The organism is Zobellia alginiliquefaciens (genome assembly GCF_029323795.1).
GTDB classification, from domain to species: domain Bacteria; phylum Bacteroidota; class Bacteroidia; order Flavobacteriales; family Flavobacteriaceae; genus Zobellia; species Zobellia alginiliquefaciens.
This window is the reverse complement of the sequence record NZ_CP119758.1, coordinates 2,821,074-2,837,232: the sequence shown is the minus strand read 5'-3', so window position 1 is coordinate 2,837,232 and position 16,159 is coordinate 2,821,074. Positions and strand designations below refer to the sequence as shown.

The 16,159-nt window shown below is 34.3% G+C and carries 10 protein-coding genes; 4 read left to right on the top strand and 6 right to left on the bottom strand.

Annotation, left to right across the window (positions count from 1 at the left end; translation table 11 throughout):
* Positions 1-8: 8 nt before the first annotated feature.
* The 4 genes from P0077_RS11895 (at position 9) to P0077_RS11880 (ending at position 7,511) form a co-directional block, all read left to right on the top strand.
* Positions 9-1,628, top strand: coding sequence for a glycoside hydrolase family 32 protein (locus tag P0077_RS11895; protein ID WP_276165470.1), 1,620 nt, complete (start codon positions 9-11; stop codon positions 1,626-1,628).
* 13 nt (positions 1,629-1,641) lie between these two features.
* Positions 1,642-4,794: a SusC/RagA family TonB-linked outer membrane protein gene (locus tag P0077_RS11890; RefSeq protein ID WP_276165469.1), complete on the top strand. Its 3,153-nt coding sequence runs from the start codon at positions 1,642-1,644 to the stop codon at positions 4,792-4,794.
* Positions 4,795-4,806: 12 nt separating this feature from the next.
* Positions 4,807-6,549: a RagB/SusD family nutrient uptake outer membrane protein gene (locus P0077_RS11885; RefSeq protein WP_276165468.1), complete on the top strand. Its 1,743-nt coding sequence runs from the start codon at positions 4,807-4,809 to the stop codon at positions 6,547-6,549.
* Between the two features lie 74 nt (positions 6,550-6,623).
* Positions 6,624-7,511 carry a carbohydrate kinase family protein gene (locus P0077_RS11880; RefSeq protein WP_276165467.1) on the top strand — a complete coding sequence of 296 codons (888 nt, stop codon included), beginning with the start codon at positions 6,624-6,626 and terminating at the stop codon, positions 7,509-7,511.
* A 456-nt stretch (positions 7,512-7,967) separates the two neighbouring features.
* Here P0077_RS11880 and P0077_RS11875 read toward each other — a convergent pair whose 3' ends face one another.
* From P0077_RS11875 to P0077_RS11850, 6 genes are all read right to left on the bottom strand, one after another.
* Positions 7,968-9,806, bottom strand: a complete 1,839-nt coding sequence (locus tag P0077_RS11875) for an Eco57I restriction-modification methylase domain-containing protein (protein ID WP_276165466.1) — start codon at positions 9,804-9,806, stop codon at positions 7,968-7,970.
* Complete coding sequence (locus tag P0077_RS11870; protein ID WP_276165465.1) at positions 9,806-10,555, bottom strand: hypothetical protein; 750 nt, start codon at positions 10,553-10,555, stop codon at positions 9,806-9,808. The genes P0077_RS11875 and P0077_RS11870 overlap by 1 nt, the downstream gene beginning before the upstream one ends.
* Complete coding sequence (locus P0077_RS11865) at positions 10,539-11,627, bottom strand: hypothetical protein (protein WP_276165464.1); 1,089 nt, start codon at positions 11,625-11,627, stop codon at positions 10,539-10,541. The genes P0077_RS11870 and P0077_RS11865 overlap by 17 nt, the downstream gene beginning before the upstream one ends.
* On the bottom strand, positions 11,617-13,947 hold the full coding sequence (locus tag P0077_RS11860; protein ID WP_276165463.1) for a sensor histidine kinase: 2,331 nt from the start codon (positions 13,945-13,947) through the stop codon (positions 11,617-11,619). The genes P0077_RS11865 and P0077_RS11860 overlap by 11 nt, the downstream gene beginning before the upstream one ends.
* 3 nt (positions 13,948-13,950) lie before the next feature.
* Entirely contained in the window at positions 13,951-14,166 is a 216-nt protein-coding gene (locus P0077_RS11855; RefSeq protein WP_349292949.1) for a helix-turn-helix transcriptional regulator, read from the bottom strand.
* 321 nt (positions 14,167-14,487) lie between these two features.
* On the bottom strand, positions 14,488-16,002 hold the full coding sequence (locus P0077_RS11850) for a sulfatase family protein (RefSeq protein WP_276165462.1): 1,515 nt from the start codon (positions 16,000-16,002) through the stop codon (positions 14,488-14,490).
* Between the last annotated feature and the right edge of the window lie 157 nt (positions 16,003-16,159).

Sequence of the window (16,159 nt, the reverse complement as noted above, 5' to 3'; positions counted from 1 at the left end):
TAGAAACCATGAAAAAAAGTAACTCAAAAATATTAGTGATTATTATTCTTTGTACTGTTTTCGCCTGTAAGGAACAAGCAAATAAACAGGATAAAGAACCAAAAATTTCAAACACACAAAATCAGGAAACTGAAGAAGTATTGTATCGTCCAAATTATCATTTCACACCAGATGTAGGTTGGATGAATGATCCAAATGGAATGTTTTATTATAACGGGTACTATCATTTATACTACCAGCACTACCCTGACGGAAACAAATGGGGTCCGATGCACTGGGGACATGCGACAAGCAACGATATGATTAAGTGGAAAGAACAACCTATTGCTCTATTTCCTGATGAAAAAGGTTATATCTTCTCAGGTAGTGCAGTGGTAGACATAGAAAATACTTCTGGTTTTGGCACAGATGGAAAAGTACCTATCATCGCAATTTTCACTTACCACAATAAAGAAAGAGAAAAAGCAAAGAGGCTAGATGTTGAGTCACAAGCCATTGCTTACTCCCTTGATGAAGGACTTACATGGACAAAATATTCAAATAACCCAGTCATTAAAAACCCTGGAATCAAAGATTTTAGAGACCCAAAGGTATCGTGGAACGCAGAGTACAAAAAATGGGTTATGGTACTTGCGGCACATGATAAAGTTATGTTTTACAGCTCAAAAGATTTGAAGAGTTGGGAACTACTATCAGATTTTGGTGACGACTTATCTAAAAAGGTAGGTACTCATGGCGGTGTTTGGGAGTGTCCAGATCTATTCCCTCTACCTATAGAGGGCTCAAACGAAACAAAATGGGTACTATATGTTAGTGTGAACCCCGGAGGTCCTAACGGAGGTAGTGCTACACAATACTTCATTGGCGATTTTGATGGCACAACATTTACAATGGACAAAGAGTTTGAAGAAAACCTCAATAATAACCATAATTTTTGGATCGATTTCGGTAAAGACAATTATGCCGGGGTAACTTTTTCAAATATTTCCTCTAAAACAAATGGCAAATTTTATATGGGCTGGATGTCTAATTGGGAGTATGCCAATGATGTTCCTACAGAAACTTGGAGGAGTGCTATGACATTGGCAAGAGAAATTAAAATGATAAAAGACAACAACTCCTATAGATTATCTTTCAAACCCGTAGAAGAAATCAACTCATATAAAGGCAAGAAATTCAAGAAAGAGGATATTAAAATAAAAGAACCTATAATTTTACTACAATCGGCCAATGCAAGCCTATCCCATTCAATTATCGACTTTGAAATATCAAATTTTGAAAATCAAGGCTTTACTTTCAAGTTGTCAAATGATAAAGAAAATAATTTACTCTTTGGTTATAATGAAAATAGCAAAGTTTTTTTTATTGACCGTTCCAAATCTGGCAAGACTGATTTCTCTGAAAAGTTTTCTAAGAAAATTAGCGTTGCCAAACGAATATCTAACAATAAAAAATTAACGGGTAAAATCATTTTAGACAAGACATCCATTGAAATATTTTTTGATGGTGGATCTACCGTCATGACCGAAATTTTCTTTCCAGAAACTCCTTTTGAAAAACTGTCTTTGGAGTCCAATAAGGGCTTAACTCTAGAAACTTTAATTGCCAACGAACTTAATATTAACTAAATATTACTCAATCATGAAACTTAAACTTTTTTTATTATTCATTCTTTTTGCTCCTTTAGGCCTTTGGGCTCAAGGACAAATTACAGGTAACGTCACCGCTCAAGATGACGGAATGCCGCTGCCTGGAGCCTCAGTTATTGTTTCCGGCACCAATAATGGTACAACTACAGATTTTGATGGCAACTTCACATTAAACGATGTACCGTCAGATTCCAAACTTATCATAAGCTATATTGGTTTTGTACGTATAGAAGTTCCTGTCGATTCACAGTCTACCTTTAACATCGCCATGGAATCCGACACCCAGATGTTAGATGAAGTTGTGCTGACAGGCTATACTACTGAGCGTAAAGCTGATTTAACTGGTGCAGTTACCGTAGTTGAACTTGCTCCCGTAGAAGGGCAAAGTATGAGCTCCGGTAATGCCATGCAAGCACTACAGGGTAGGGTTCCAGGGCTTTTTGTAGAAAAATCAGGAAACCCAAACGGCACCAGTAGCCGTATTTTGATTCGAGGAGTAACAACTTTGGGTAACAACGACCCACTGTATGTTATTGACGGAGTACCAACTGTAAGACAAGAGGTGTTTTCCGGAATCAACCCTAGCGCAATAGAATCTGTACAAGTATTAAAAGATGCCTCGGCATCGTCAATTTATGGTTCTAGAGCGGGTAACGGAGTTATTATCGTCACAACAAAAAACAGTACCAAAGCTGGTGGCGATGAAAAGTATAGAGTAAGTATTAATTCGAATATTTCAGTTCAATCAGAAAAAAAGCAGCGCTACGATATGCTAAATTCCGTACAAAGGGGAGAGGCATTATGGAGAGCTTCGGTAAATGATGGGGCCGATCCAACTGGTGGTTATGGTGAAATATATAATTTTGATTGGAATGGGGATTTCAACAATCCAGTGCTTAATAGTGTAACTCTTCAACCTTATGTTGGTGGTGATACCAATGTACCAGCAGGTGATACAGATTGGCAAGATGCCTCATACGAAACAGGCTATGTTTACAACAATGAGATTTCAATATCTGGAGGTACCGATAAGTCATTTCATTTACTTAATCTGGGCCATCTAAAAAATACCGGTATTCTAAAACATACGGGGTATGAAAGGTTTTCTGGAAAGTTAAATTCTAATTTTAAGTTGTTCAACGATAAATTAAAAGTTGGTATCAATACATCCTTCACAACATCAGATGAAACCTTAGCTTCCACAGATATAGGTAGTTCTCCAGTACCGGGACTGGCTATTAGCCTAGCCCCTACTATACCTTTATTTGATAGTAACGGAAATTATGGTGGACCACTGGGTGCTGGTTATTCCGATCGTAACAACCCAGTATTGATGCAATATTTAAACAGATGGGACAATACTGAGCGTACTAACATATTTGGTAATGTCTTTGCTGAACTTAAATTAATTGATAATCTAACATTTAGAACCAGCATTGGTCTCGATTATAATGATTTTGAAAATAAGGATATTGAACCCAAGGTGTCAAACGGATTCGTAAATAGAGCCAATAATAGATTAATACTTAACACCAATAAATTTACAAGCGTTGTTTTTACCAATACCCTTAATTACAACTTGGAAATAGGCAATCACCGCATCGGTTTATTACTTGGTGCAGAATCTATAAAGAATAACTTTAAATCGGTAAATGCAGTTGCCGATGGATTTGCGGTTGAAACAGAATCTTATTTTGTCTTAGACGCAGCAACAGGAGCTAAAACTAATACAGGCAGTACAAGTGGAAGCAGTTTGTTATCTCAATTTGGAAAACTAAACTATGCCTTTGGTGACAAATATTTAGCCTCAGTAACTGTTCGTAGAGATGGATCTTCAAGGTTTGGCGAAGAAAACCGGTATGGTGTTTTTCCTGCAGCGACTTTAGGCTGGAGAATAAGCAGAGAAGATTTTTTCAATGATGAAAGCTTCGTATCTGATCTAAAGCTTAGAGCCGGGTATGGTCAAGTAGGTAACCAATCTATAGGAGACTTAGCTAGATTTGGACTTTATGAATCTAGATACGGCCCAAACCAGGATCAATACGTCCCAGATTTTTTTAATCAATACTATAATGTGGGCACCGCATACGATCTAAGCGGAAATAATACGGGTACTCTACCCTCCGGCTTTGTTTCCATTCAAGCCGCCAACCCTTCATTAAAATGGGAAACTACCAAAGAATTTAACTACGGAATAGATTTTGGACTGTTCAACAATGCCGTAGTAGGTACTTTTGATTATTTCACTAGAGAAACAAGTGATATTTTGATTACACCACCCATTGCCTCTGTAATTGGAGAAGGTCAACAACGTGTTTTAAACGGAGCTACAACCGAGACTAAAGGGTGGGAACTCTCTGTAGCATATTCCAAAATGTACGACAACAGTTTTTCTTTTGGAATTTCCACAAACTTTGGAGCTTTTAAAGATGAAATTACTTTTCTTCCCGAAGAAGTTAGAGCAGGGTTTCCAGGAACAGCTGAAAACTCAATCTTGGGTCATTCACAATTTTCAATTTTTGGTTATAAATCGGATGGCTTGTTTCAAAGTCAAGATGACATTGACTCTAGTCCATCCCAAGTCGGAGCAAGACCTGGCGGCTTAAAGTTTCAAGATTTAAACGGTGACAATATAATAGATTCAGATGACCGGGATTTTATCGGAAATACTTTGCCTGATTTAGAATACGGCGTACGAATAGATTTAGGATACAAGAACTTTGATTTTTCTGTATTTGGCTCTGGCGTTTCAGGAAGAATAGGCCAAGACCCTTACATTCAATGGAATAACTATACTCAAGGAAGAGAAAATGCCGGACTAGGGGTACTTAATGCTTGGACGCCTACGAATACCGGTTCAGACATCCCTTCTTTATCATTGGCTTTCAATGATTTAAGAACATCTGATTATTTATATAGGGATAATTCATACTTCAAAATAAGAAACCTACAAATAGGCTATTCTTTACCAGAAGACATTATAAGTAAGCTTTGGGGTATGACATCTTTACGTGTGTACTTCCAAGGAGAAAACCTCTTTTGGTTTACTCCAAATGATTATATAGGCTCAGATCCGGAACGTACAACAGTTAATACTATTCCAGTACCAACTGTCCTATCCTTAGGTCTTAATTTGAACTTCTAACAAATGAAAATCATGAAAAAAAATAGTATATATATAGCCGGCATACTGATCCTATTAATGTCGACCTCTTGTGAAAAGGACTTTTTAGAATATGAACCAGAGGGTGTTCTATCTAATGAAAACGTTGCAACGGCAGAAAATGCCGAATCTCTTGTGGTAGCTGCTTACGCAGGTATTGCAAATGATGAAATGGTAGGCCCTCTAACCCACCAGTGGGTATATGGCAGTGTACGTTCCGATGATGCCTATAAGGGCGGAGGGGGACGTGGGGACGTCGATGTGGTTGACCGTTATGAACAATACAATTTAACAATCCCTGATTATGGAGATTGGATGGCTCCTAGAACATGGACCAATTATTACAAAGCTATTTCCCGTGCCAACTTTGCGCTATCAGTTATCAATGAAATTCCAGATGCAGAATATGGTGACAAAACCTTAAGGCAAGCAGAACTCCGCTTTTTAAGAGCTCATTCACATTTTATGCTAAAACAGCTCTTTAAAAAAATACCCTTTATTAAAGAAGGACTTACGCAGGAAGAAATTTCCCAGATAGCTAACGATTTGCCTAATGAAGACTTATGGAATCTAATAGCTGAAGATTTTATTTTTGCGTATGAGAACTTGCCTCAGTCACAAGATGAGGTAGGAAGGGCTGATAGAAATGCCGCAGCAGCTTATTTAGCAAAATTAAGACTTTATCAGGCCTACGAACAAAATGACCAGCACGAAGTCACTGCTATTAATGCTGCTAGATTACAAGAAGTTATAGATTATTCTAATGAGGTTACCGCCAGCTTAGAATCAGATTATGGAAACAACTTTTTAGATGGTTTTGACAATGGTTCTGAATCTATTTGGGCTGCTCAGTTTTCAATCAATGACGGTACTAAAGTTAGCAGGGTAAGTTTTGTTACGGGGTTGAACTCTCCCCACGGTTCCGCACTTTACGGCTGTTGTGGCTTTCATTTGGCGAGTCAAAACATGGTAAACGCTTTTAAAACCGATGCAGATGGGCTTCCTCTTTTGGATACTTTTAATGATGAAGACATCTTGAATTCAGTAAATGAAAATGGGATAGTCAACCCTGCTTCAGGATTAACTGTTGACCCCAGATTAGATCATACGGTTGGTGTACCAGGGCGCCCTTTTAAGTATAGAAATACCGTGAATGAAGCAGGTGATATGGTTTACAACTTTAGCTGGGCTAGAGACCCAGGTGTCTATGGCTATTTTGGCAACATGAAAGAACAACAGTCGCCAGATTGCTCTTGTTATGTTAAAGAAGGACCATTTGTTGGCACTTCTAAAAACGTTGATTTCATTAGATATGCAGACATTCTATTATTTAAGGCCGAAGCTTTAATACAATTGGACAGATGGGATGAAGCCCTACCCTTAATCAATGAGGTAAGGACACGTGCTGCAGCAAGTACTCAACGACAAATAGATGCTGGAGCTACCGATATTTATAATATTCAACCATACACCTCTTTTCCTAATAAGGATTACGCTTGGAAAGCTTTAAAATTTGAAAGAAGATTGGAATTTGGCATGGAGGGCCCTCGCTTTTTTGATTTGGTAAGATGGGGAGAAGCCGCAGATGTGTTAAACGCATATTTATCCGAAGAAAAAACTAAAAGAGATTTCTTGTCCAGTGCTGAATTTACAGCCGGTCGTGATGAATACTATCCAATTCCACAAAGAGAAATAGATTTTACTGGAGGGCTCTATGAGCAAAATCCTGGTTATTAATAAAAGTTGAGTTCGTTGAGTTAGTTTGATCAAAGCACGGAGAATTAATACTTCGTGCTTTTTTAAGTAAAAAAATGAAAAAAATTAAAGCAATTTGTTTCGGTGAAGTTCTGTTCGATATATTCCCAACTCATTCAAAAATTGGAGGTGCACCTTTAAACGTATCGTTACGTCTGCAATCATATGGCATCGACTCCTATTTAATAAGTGCTATAGGTAAAGACGAATTTGGAAAAAAAATAATTAGTTATCTAAAAAAGTATGACGTAAATACTAATGGAATTGAAATCAACCCGAAGTACGAAACAGGACGTGTCAATGTAGTTTTAAATGATAAGGGAGTTGCTTCTTACGATATAGCTTATCCTGTTGCATGGGACAAAATTTCTCTTAAATCAGAAGATATAAATTATATCAAAAAAACGGACTTCTTCATATATGGTTGCTTAGCGAGCAGAGATAAAACCTCGCTTTCAACATTGAGGGAATTGCTTAAAATAGTTTCGTATAAAGTGTTTGATGTTAATCTAAGAGCCCCTCATTATACAAATGAACTCGTTGCAGAATTAATGTTACAAGCTAACTTTATAAAATTTAATGATGAAGAATTGTTTGAGATTGCTGCTAATCTTGGATCCAGGTACAATTCTATGGAGCAGACCATAACATACATTTCTGTAACTACGAATACGGAAACTATTTGTGTAACCAAGGGTGCTTATGGGGCTGTCCTATATCACCAAAAGGTTTTTTATTATAATAGCGGATATAGGATAAAAGTACTTGATACGGTTGGGTCAGGAGATTCCTTTTTGGCATCTGTATTATTCAAATTATTTAATGGGAACGGACCGCAACAGGCAATCAACTTTGGTTGTGCTGTTGGCGCAATGGTGGCAAAAAGTGAAGGTGCAAACCCTATACTTACCATGAAACAAATTACAGAATTCATGAACCCTTAATAAACTATTAAATTGATGGATTAAACAGACGGTAACTTATGTCATGATACAGTAGAAAACCACATCTTTTTTATAAATAATGCCGTATGTTTAAATAGAACCACACCTATTCACCACACTTATGGAGTTTATTATGTTACCTTTCTGGATTGTAAAATGCACTACTCACCATATTGCAAACCTCAATTTTACCGGACTTAAACATAAAATTATTCAACACACCAAAACGTTTGTTGAAAATATGATATCATAATGTAGCCTTACCCTTTTTGTAGCCTTCCCTAAAAATGATATTTTTATGAATTTAGCGATGTCCTAAAAAGGGTAAGGCTACATTTAGGGAAGGCTACAGTTTGAACTCATATGTTGGATGTTTGTCTGAGTTCTCATAATTGAATCTTGTGTACTCAAGTGATTCAAGTATCAGATTATAATCTTGATTGTTTAGTTTCATATCTATTCAAATAGGTTCTTAATTCCATAACTAGATTCAATAAAATGATCTAATTTCTCTTGATTTTCTTCATTAATCAGTTGATCTATTTCTTCTTCAGAAAAATCATAAATACCAAATCTTTTAATGTAGTTTCTGCTCAATGAAAAGTATCCAGAACCATAAGGCTTACTTGAATTGATTATGTAAAACCAAAAGAGTCTTGAACCTAATATTTTTTTCATAAACAATAAGTCCCTTTCATTCTCACCGATAAGTGCAAGACCATTGTAAAACAATAGGTTTTCATCAAGACTTTCTACAAAATTTGGCGTTTTTGGCGTTATATGAGGAAAAAATAACTTGTGTTTTAATTTTTCCAATGATTGATTTCTTCCATAAGCGAACCAGTTTTCATATTTTCCATTTCCTTTATCTCTCTTGGCTAGGATGTTTTTTTTTGTGCTTAAGTATTTATAAGCTTTTGGAAAATCTTTTTTGAAAGTATCCTCTTTAATCAGTTTAACATTATCGCTTTCATGATAATATGGGAAGATTATCTTCTTCTTTAAATGTTCAATAGAATTAATTTTAGTTAGCTTATTAGGGTTGATAATTTCGTTACAAATATCTTTTTCAATTGGATACACGCTACCGTTTTGCAAGTAGAAATATTTATCATCTTCTTCAATAGGATCAAAAATAAAGATGTCATTTTTTAAAGTTGCAATTCCATTTCTAGTTTTGAATTTTTCGCCTAAAGGAGTGCCAATTGATTCAATTTTATTAAGGATCTCCATTTCTTGAAGATTCCACCCATTCAAACTACCTAATGAACTATAAGGGATTTTGTTAAATTTTATTTTTGAGGAGCCAAGGTTAGTAGGTATATCCAATTTTGAATATTCCAAGAATTCTGATTTTGTTTTTTTTATCAAACATAAACAAGTATAGGTCGATTTTGAATAAAAGACTTGTTGACCTCCAAAATCAATTAATTTAAATTCGTTTTTGTTATTTTGGAAATACTCTCTTAATGCTCTACCATTTATGCTTTTAAAAAAAGTATTCATAGTGATATATCCTAAATAACCTTTAGGTTTAAGAATAGATAACCCTATTTCAAAAAATGGAATGTATAAATCTGGATGTCCTGAGGAGCAAACATCCCATAACTTTAAATATTCTTTCGTTTCTTCATCTATATTTCGAGAGCAAACATATGGGGGATTCCCAACAATAATATCAAATCCTTTAAAGTCAAGAATACTCTCATTCCATTGGAAGTTTAGGGCATTACCATTGAATAAATTGAATTCAAATATTTCATTATCCTCTCCTTCTATAATTGATAATAAGGAAAGTAAAAGTTCTGATCTTCTAACAGAGTATTCTTGAATATCTAAGCCAAAAATATTGGTTTTGAATATATTAAAATATGTTTTATTTGTAATACGCTTGATTTTCTTTGCGGCATTAGATAAAAAACCTGCACAACCACAAGCGGGATCGCAAATGGTTATTTCATCAACATTTTCAAAATTAGAAAGTGTGTTCTCAAGAATGTATTCTCTAATATAATTAGGTGTATAAATAGCCCCAGTTACAATCTTTTCTTTCGGCGAAATAACAAATTCAAATAATTCGACTAAACTTTCAAAGCTAATGGTAGGATTGATTTGTAAAATAGCCTCTACACTTTCATAATCTTCATCTTCTTTCGAGATTAAATAACTAGAAATAAGTTTATTATTAACAGCAATAATATCATTGGAATACAAAAAGGACGAAACTATTAGTTTGTCTATTTTGAAAACATCATAAGAATATGTTTTTAGATATTTATGTATTTCCTTCTTCATTAATGAACAGTATATAAAGGAGTAATGTTAGGGATCGAATAGTCGGTGTGAGCGCCACCATTAAATGCCGCATAATAAGGCTTCCACATTCTTTTTTGAGCATTCTCAATAATTTCTATATATTCATCATCATTCAATAAATTTGCAATATTTGAAAAAGAATTTTTATTGTAGAAATTTGTAATTACGAAATGAAATGCAAGAAACAAATCCATGGGTGGGTGTGGTAGCCTAGGTGCACTAGTAAATACTGCAAGTTTAATATCATTATTATACTTTTCCATTCTGTTTCCACCGTTTTGAAAATGGTAGAAGGGATGTATTACTTTACTTAAATCTCCTCCAGTAATATGCCTATCTAAATGCCAACAATTATAAAATTCATCACTATCCCGATTCATAGCGACAATTTCTAATTGAAAAGTATAAGAATCTATGTCATTATTTCTATAATTAATTTTATCGTTATGAAAAGGATCTTGATTATCAAAGTCCAAATTATAATTGGGAATAAAATTTAAACTCATGTAGAATGTGAAATACGCAATTTCTGCCGGGATTGTTCCAGACACACATTCGTCTAACGTGAATTCAACTTCTTTTATGACATGAGATATATCCTCATTATTTCTGCATTCGAATTCGGACTCAAGTTCTATTAATTCTTTAGACTGGATGGGAATATCATACAGCCTAACTTTTCGGTTAAGAATTTTTAAATCCGCTAAGAAGTTACTTATTCCCCACATCCTCTTTCAATTTAGTTTCTAATGCCGCGATTTTTTGCTGATCATTTGGTTTAATATACTTACTATATCGCTTCGAAGATTTACCTAAAAAACTGATATATTCAGGTTCTTGCCAAACAAACAGGTCTCTATCGTAAAGCTCGTAACCATCTATATAATCAATAGGCATTTTCGTCTCTTTACAAATAGTCCAAAATTTTGAACTAATAGCAGAATAGTTTGATTTTTGAATTTTTTCAAGGGGTATTAACTTCTGTAAACCTGTAATTTTCTTAATAGAAGTAACGCGATCTTCTGCGGTTAGTCTTCTTAGTGATCTTTTTTGTTCATCTAAACTTTTAAACCATTCAGAAATGCTATCCGCCCACCATCTATCATAAACTTTAGAGAAAATTCCAGTATACTTTATATTTTCAAGCTTACTTAACAATTCTGGCCAATCATCAGATTCTTGCGAAACTCCTAACCTAGCTGAAAGCATATCAGGACCTATAAGAACACCGACTGACCTAATAATATTATGGTGAATGAAACTTGAGAATGCATAAACGTCTTCGGAAAAAAGTTTTTTAGATAAGCTGAATTCAATACGATAGTCCAAATTATCGTTCTTAAAATCCTCACTAATATCTAAAATCAATTTCAAGTCATTTTTTGATTCAATTATACATTTATAGCCTTCAATCACAGAGATTATTCTATCATTATACTTATCAGAGTGAAGTAAGTATTCTCCCTTAGGTACTGAAAAATCAAATAAATCTTGACTTGTGTAATCTTTGTAATAATCAGTTATGTTATTTTCAACAGAAAAAAGAAACATAGGTATATTCATATGAATAGTAGAATTCTTTGTCCTTAAAGCTTGCGCAAATGCTGGACCATCAACAATAGTCTTACTATGGGTTAGTCTAAAATCCATAATTAACAAATCCATTCCTTTAATCTTCCCCCCTAGTTCCTCTAAACTGTCTGGACTCCATGTCTCAACTATGAAATTTCCATTTTTTTCTAGATTTGCTACTATAGAACTTGAGTCTTCATCCTCTATGTATAATAACTTATAAGCCATATTCTTTCTTATCTTTTTCTGTTGCTATTGGAATTTCCACTCTAATTGTAGTTGAAAAATCGTCTTTTGGAGAAACTACGGATATATTACCCCGATAACTTTTAATAATATCTTTCACAATCTTTAAGCCCAGTCCTGTCCCTAAAATCTCATTAGCTGTTTCCAGTGATTCATAACTTTGAGCTGAAGTAGTTGTGAAAAATTCGTCAAATATTTTGTCTTCGATTTCTTTGGATATACCGTCACCATTGTCTGAGAATTCAAGAAAAATCATATTTTCTTCTTCCCCAATTTCTATTAATATTTTCCCTTCAGAATTAGCCCTCTTTATCGCTTTTTTCGAATTTGTATAAAAATTGAATAGAATTGAAGCCCATTCTGAGCGATGCATTGGTTTTGAATAAACGCGATAGATAGGCACTTCCGGCTCCATAAATTGAATTCCAGACCTTTGAGCTTCTAGATTAATAGAGTTTAAAAAGTCATTTACAACTTCTTCCATATTTAGAGGTTCCAACTCTACAGATATGTTTTTAGAAATTACGTCATCAAAATAAGAAGTATAAGTATGAAATGTAGAAAAATTACCTTTTAGTATAAGAGTTCTTTCTAAAGCAACACTATCAGATTTTAAATTTTCCGTAAGAAAATCAATGTCACTTCTAATGCTTACCATATAGTACTTAATTTCGTGAATAAACTGTGCAATAGAAAGACCAACACTACTAAGAACTCTCAGCATAGCTCGCTCTTTAATCATTTTAGTTTTTTCTGATGTTTGAATTTCTTGTAGTTCCTGTAAATCTTCTTTTATGCGTCTAACACGTTTTTTTCTTTTACTCTTATTTTCTAAGGTGTCATCCTCTAATTCTTGGTCTAACTCTTCTATCGTTTTAAAAATATTCTTTATTCTTAAATCTGTAGATTCCCAATTGCCCTCATCATCTTTTTGTTGACTGGTAGTTATCTTGATATTTCTTACTTCAGCAACCTTAATAACACCTGTTAATAAAACTCTATAAATAAAATTCTGTAGTTGCCTTAATTCTTCTGAATCAGCTAATCCCTCTCTACTAGAAGTCTCAACGAAATGATCATCCTTGTCCAACATTTCTACTAAACCATAAAAATTGTTATTACCATGTGAAGGTAAAATACTTCTCGTTCTAAGAGAAGCATCCAGTTTTAACCAATCATCACCAGGTTCTCCATAAGGTAGAACCCTAAATCCATTTCTATACAACCTAACACTTCCTTGGTTTCTTAAAAACTTCCTCACATTACCACTATGCATTTTTGGTATAAATTCGGAATCAAGCAAAAAGTAATAAGCACTGAATTTAATCTCATTTAGTTTCTCAAACGGTGCTTTTTCGTCATCTGGATTAATTCCAATATTACCTATTTCATTAATACCCAATCGATCACTTTCTATTGTGTAAACACCTTGCCCCTTAGAGTCTATCCAGCCTTCTATTTTTGCAACTGAGTATTTGAAAATTTCAGTTTTTTCGTCAGCAATTTTTGTAGTTACATTATTTGTTGATTTATGAAAAGTAGAAATAAACCCAGGATCTTCTGTCTCTTTTATCCTATTATCATCTTCATCTTGTTTTCTCTCGGTAAGTGTATAAGGTTGTATAATATCCGTGACATATCTATAAATTCTTTTTATAGATGCTGTCGACCATTTATCTCTTAAATCTTCAATTATTAAAGTGGTACCATTTTCTTTTTCTTTAGGAATAACCTCAAGTGTATTAGAAATAGAAAGAAGATTTAGATCCTGTTTATAATCGTCCCAATCTATAGACAGTTTTAAGCCGAAATCTAAATCCTTTTTTTGTGTAATTATTGATAATTTTTTACCTAATCGTTGAACTGCAAATCTCCCAATTCCCTTTTTCCCTGCTCTAGTTCTGTTATACTTTTTTGAGACTGGATTATGTATTTTGCTAGTAGAGGAAATCCTCATAAAACCGTCAATCAATTCTTCACGGTTCATTCCTTCTCCATTATCATCAATCTGAAGAGTACCTCCTTTAATATCTGAATCAAAGAAAGTAAGATTTACTTCTGTTGCATCAGCATCATAAGAATTCTTTACTAATTCTGAAACTGCTGTTTCTTGTCGTGCTACTAACTCTTTTCCTAAACGATCTATTACACCAGCATCAATAGAAAATCTAACATTTTCATTATCAAGACCTGCAATTTCATGAGATAGAGAAAGGATTAAATTGTTGTCTGAATTTTCTTTACTCAGCTCTTTATTTAGCTTGTCTTTTAAGTTTTGTATCTTTTTTTCAACAGTTCCCATAAGCTATTTATCAAGTGTTGAAACAAAAAGATCCCTGATGTCAATATTCAAATAATTTGCAATTTGATAAAATGCTTCAACAGAAGGTTGAACATCATTTGTGCACCAGCGAGAAACAGTAGATTCTGTTTTACTAAGGTGTTTAGCTAAATCTTTACTTGACACGTTCTTTTCGGCTAATACAGCCTTAATCCGATTGTAATTTATTTTATCCATCATGCAACTAAATTGCTGTTTGATGCAAATATACATGCTCTAAAACATTTGATTTTATTTGAAATTATAGTTTCATGCAAATTTCTTTTGATTAAAACAAATATAAGTTACACGAAACAATAATAAATTGTGTTTTTGTTCAAATTAATTATTGTAATAAAGCAATTCGTATGAGCAGAATGTATACCAAGTCAGACCTGGAACAAATTGTAAGCTTCCCTTAAAACCGAACTGTTTAAAAGTAGAATAAACAAGTGGGTTATAAATCCCGCTTGTTTTCTACTTATTCCATTTATTCCTTACGAACCTAAGTTAAATGCAGATTTAAATTTTAGTTTTCAAACCGTTGTCTCGTGCTTGATTATAGATTTTAAATAACTCTTCAACCTTAGTTTTATATTTTGGATCAGCAATTAGGTTTAAATCTTTTTTCTCTTCTATGTTAGTGGTCAAATTAAAAAGTGCAGAAGGGCTTCTAATTTCGTCCGTTTTATCTTTTTTATCAAAATCAACAATCAATTTCCAACCGTTCTTGATAATAATCCCTTCCTTACCTGTTCCAGATTGAGTTACTATAAAAGGATGCACATTTTCCCCACTATCCCCTAGCAAAATAGGCAATAAACTAGCTGAGTCCTTTACTTGGGCTTCCTCCAGGTTTTGGTTTGATATGTCTGCTATTGTGGCTAAAATATCCAAACCTAGAATTGGAACGGTAGAAACAGATTTAGGCTTTATTTTTCCCGGCCATGAAGCAATAAAAGGTACTCTATGGCCTCCTTCATAGGCGGAGTTTTTTCCACCTCTGTAAATATCATTGGATTTATGTCCGGATTGAATGGTTTCTTTTCTCTGCAATCCTCCATTATCCGAAGTAAATATTATAACTGTATTATCATAAATGCCCTTCCTTTTTAAAGCTTGAACTATCATCTCCATCTGAACATCCAGCTCTTTAACCATATCCAGATGATAAGAAGGTGTTGTGTTTGCTACCTTTCTGTTGTTCAATTCATCTGCTGGAGTATGGGGCAGATGTACAGCAAGTGAGCAATAGTAAATGAAGAACGGAGATTTTCCGTCGCTATTATCAATATAATCCACTGCTTTGTTTACCAGTAAAGGCCCCATATGGTGGGGATTCCAACCTGAATCACCCAAACCTTCTTCTTTATCAAGTTTTACACCAAGCTTATTCATTTTTTCTTGAGTGATTATATCTATTTTAGAACCTTCTCTTAAGGGCATCCATTGTTCGTTCTCATATATAGCATAAGGCACATCTTGAATTCCCGCAGGAAATGTAACGCTGTAATCAAAGCCATTTTCAAACGGGCCTCTTCCTGCTATTTGTCGAATATCTACATCTAGTTCCATTTTTGAACGTGGAGCCCTGTATATTTTTGTCCCATCATGTTTGCTGTAGAAATCCATACCGAAACCCCATTTTCCGAAAAATGCGGTATTATAGCCGGCATTTTTCATCACTTTACCCAATGTCATTTGATTCATTTCTATTGGCGAGGGCTGAAAGGAACCCCACACCCCCCAAGGAGCATAACTTCGGTAACAGTTGTAACCCGTCATAATAGCATAACGGGTTGGAGCACATAAGGCTGCCGGCGAATGTGCGTCAGTAAATATCATACCTTCTTTTGCCAGTTGATCCAACATTGGTGTTTCTACTATAATAGTCTCAGAATGTATTTTTCTATAATAAGAGATATCTCCTACACCAATATCATCAGCTAAAACCACTACTATATTTGGTCTATCCTGTGCCTTCACTCCGAAGCAAAAAGCAATTATTACAAGTACCAACAAGGTTATCTTTTTCATTACTTACTTTTATATTTTAATGAATTTGAAACTTAAGCAAACTTAATTATCATGAAAATTAAGTTTATAAACTATGGAAAACATACTAGCCAGTCATGTTTCCTTAGAAATATGAATCTCCAGACCACGCTTATGACACTTAGAATTATCAGCTTTT

Bases quoted from the DNA above. Each gene is read 5' to 3' on its own strand.
- P0077_RS11895 (WP_276165470.1), top strand. From the start codon at position 9: ATGAAAAAAAGTAACTCAAAAATATTAGTGATTATTATTCTTTGTACT.
- P0077_RS11890 (WP_276165469.1), top strand. From the start codon at position 1,642: ATGAAACTTAAACTTTTTTTATTATTCATTCTTTTTGCTCCTTTAGGC.
- P0077_RS11885 (WP_276165468.1), top strand. From the start codon at position 4,807: ATGAAAAAAAATAGTATATATATAGCCGGCATACTGATCCTATTAATG.
- P0077_RS11880 (WP_276165467.1), top strand. From the start codon at position 6,624: ATGAAAAAAATTAAAGCAATTTGTTTCGGTGAAGTTCTGTTCGATATA.
- P0077_RS11875 (WP_276165466.1), bottom strand. From the start codon at position 9,806: ATGAAGAAGGAAATACATAAATATCTAAAAACATATTCTTATGATGTT.
- P0077_RS11870 (WP_276165465.1), bottom strand. From the start codon at position 10,555: ATGTGGGGAATAAGTAACTTCTTAGCGGATTTAAAAATTCTTAACCGA.
- P0077_RS11865 (WP_276165464.1), bottom strand. From the start codon at position 11,627: ATGGCTTATAAGTTATTATACATAGAGGATGAAGACTCAAGTTCTATA.
- P0077_RS11860 (WP_276165463.1), bottom strand. From the start codon at position 13,947: ATGGGAACTGTTGAAAAAAAGATACAAAACTTAAAAGACAAGCTAAAT.
- P0077_RS11855 (WP_349292949.1), bottom strand. From the start codon at position 14,166: ATGATGGATAAAATAAATTACAATCGGATTAAGGCTGTATTAGCCGAA.
- P0077_RS11850 (WP_276165462.1), bottom strand. From the start codon at position 16,002: ATGAAAAAGATAACCTTGTTGGTACTTGTAATAATTGCTTTTTGCTTC.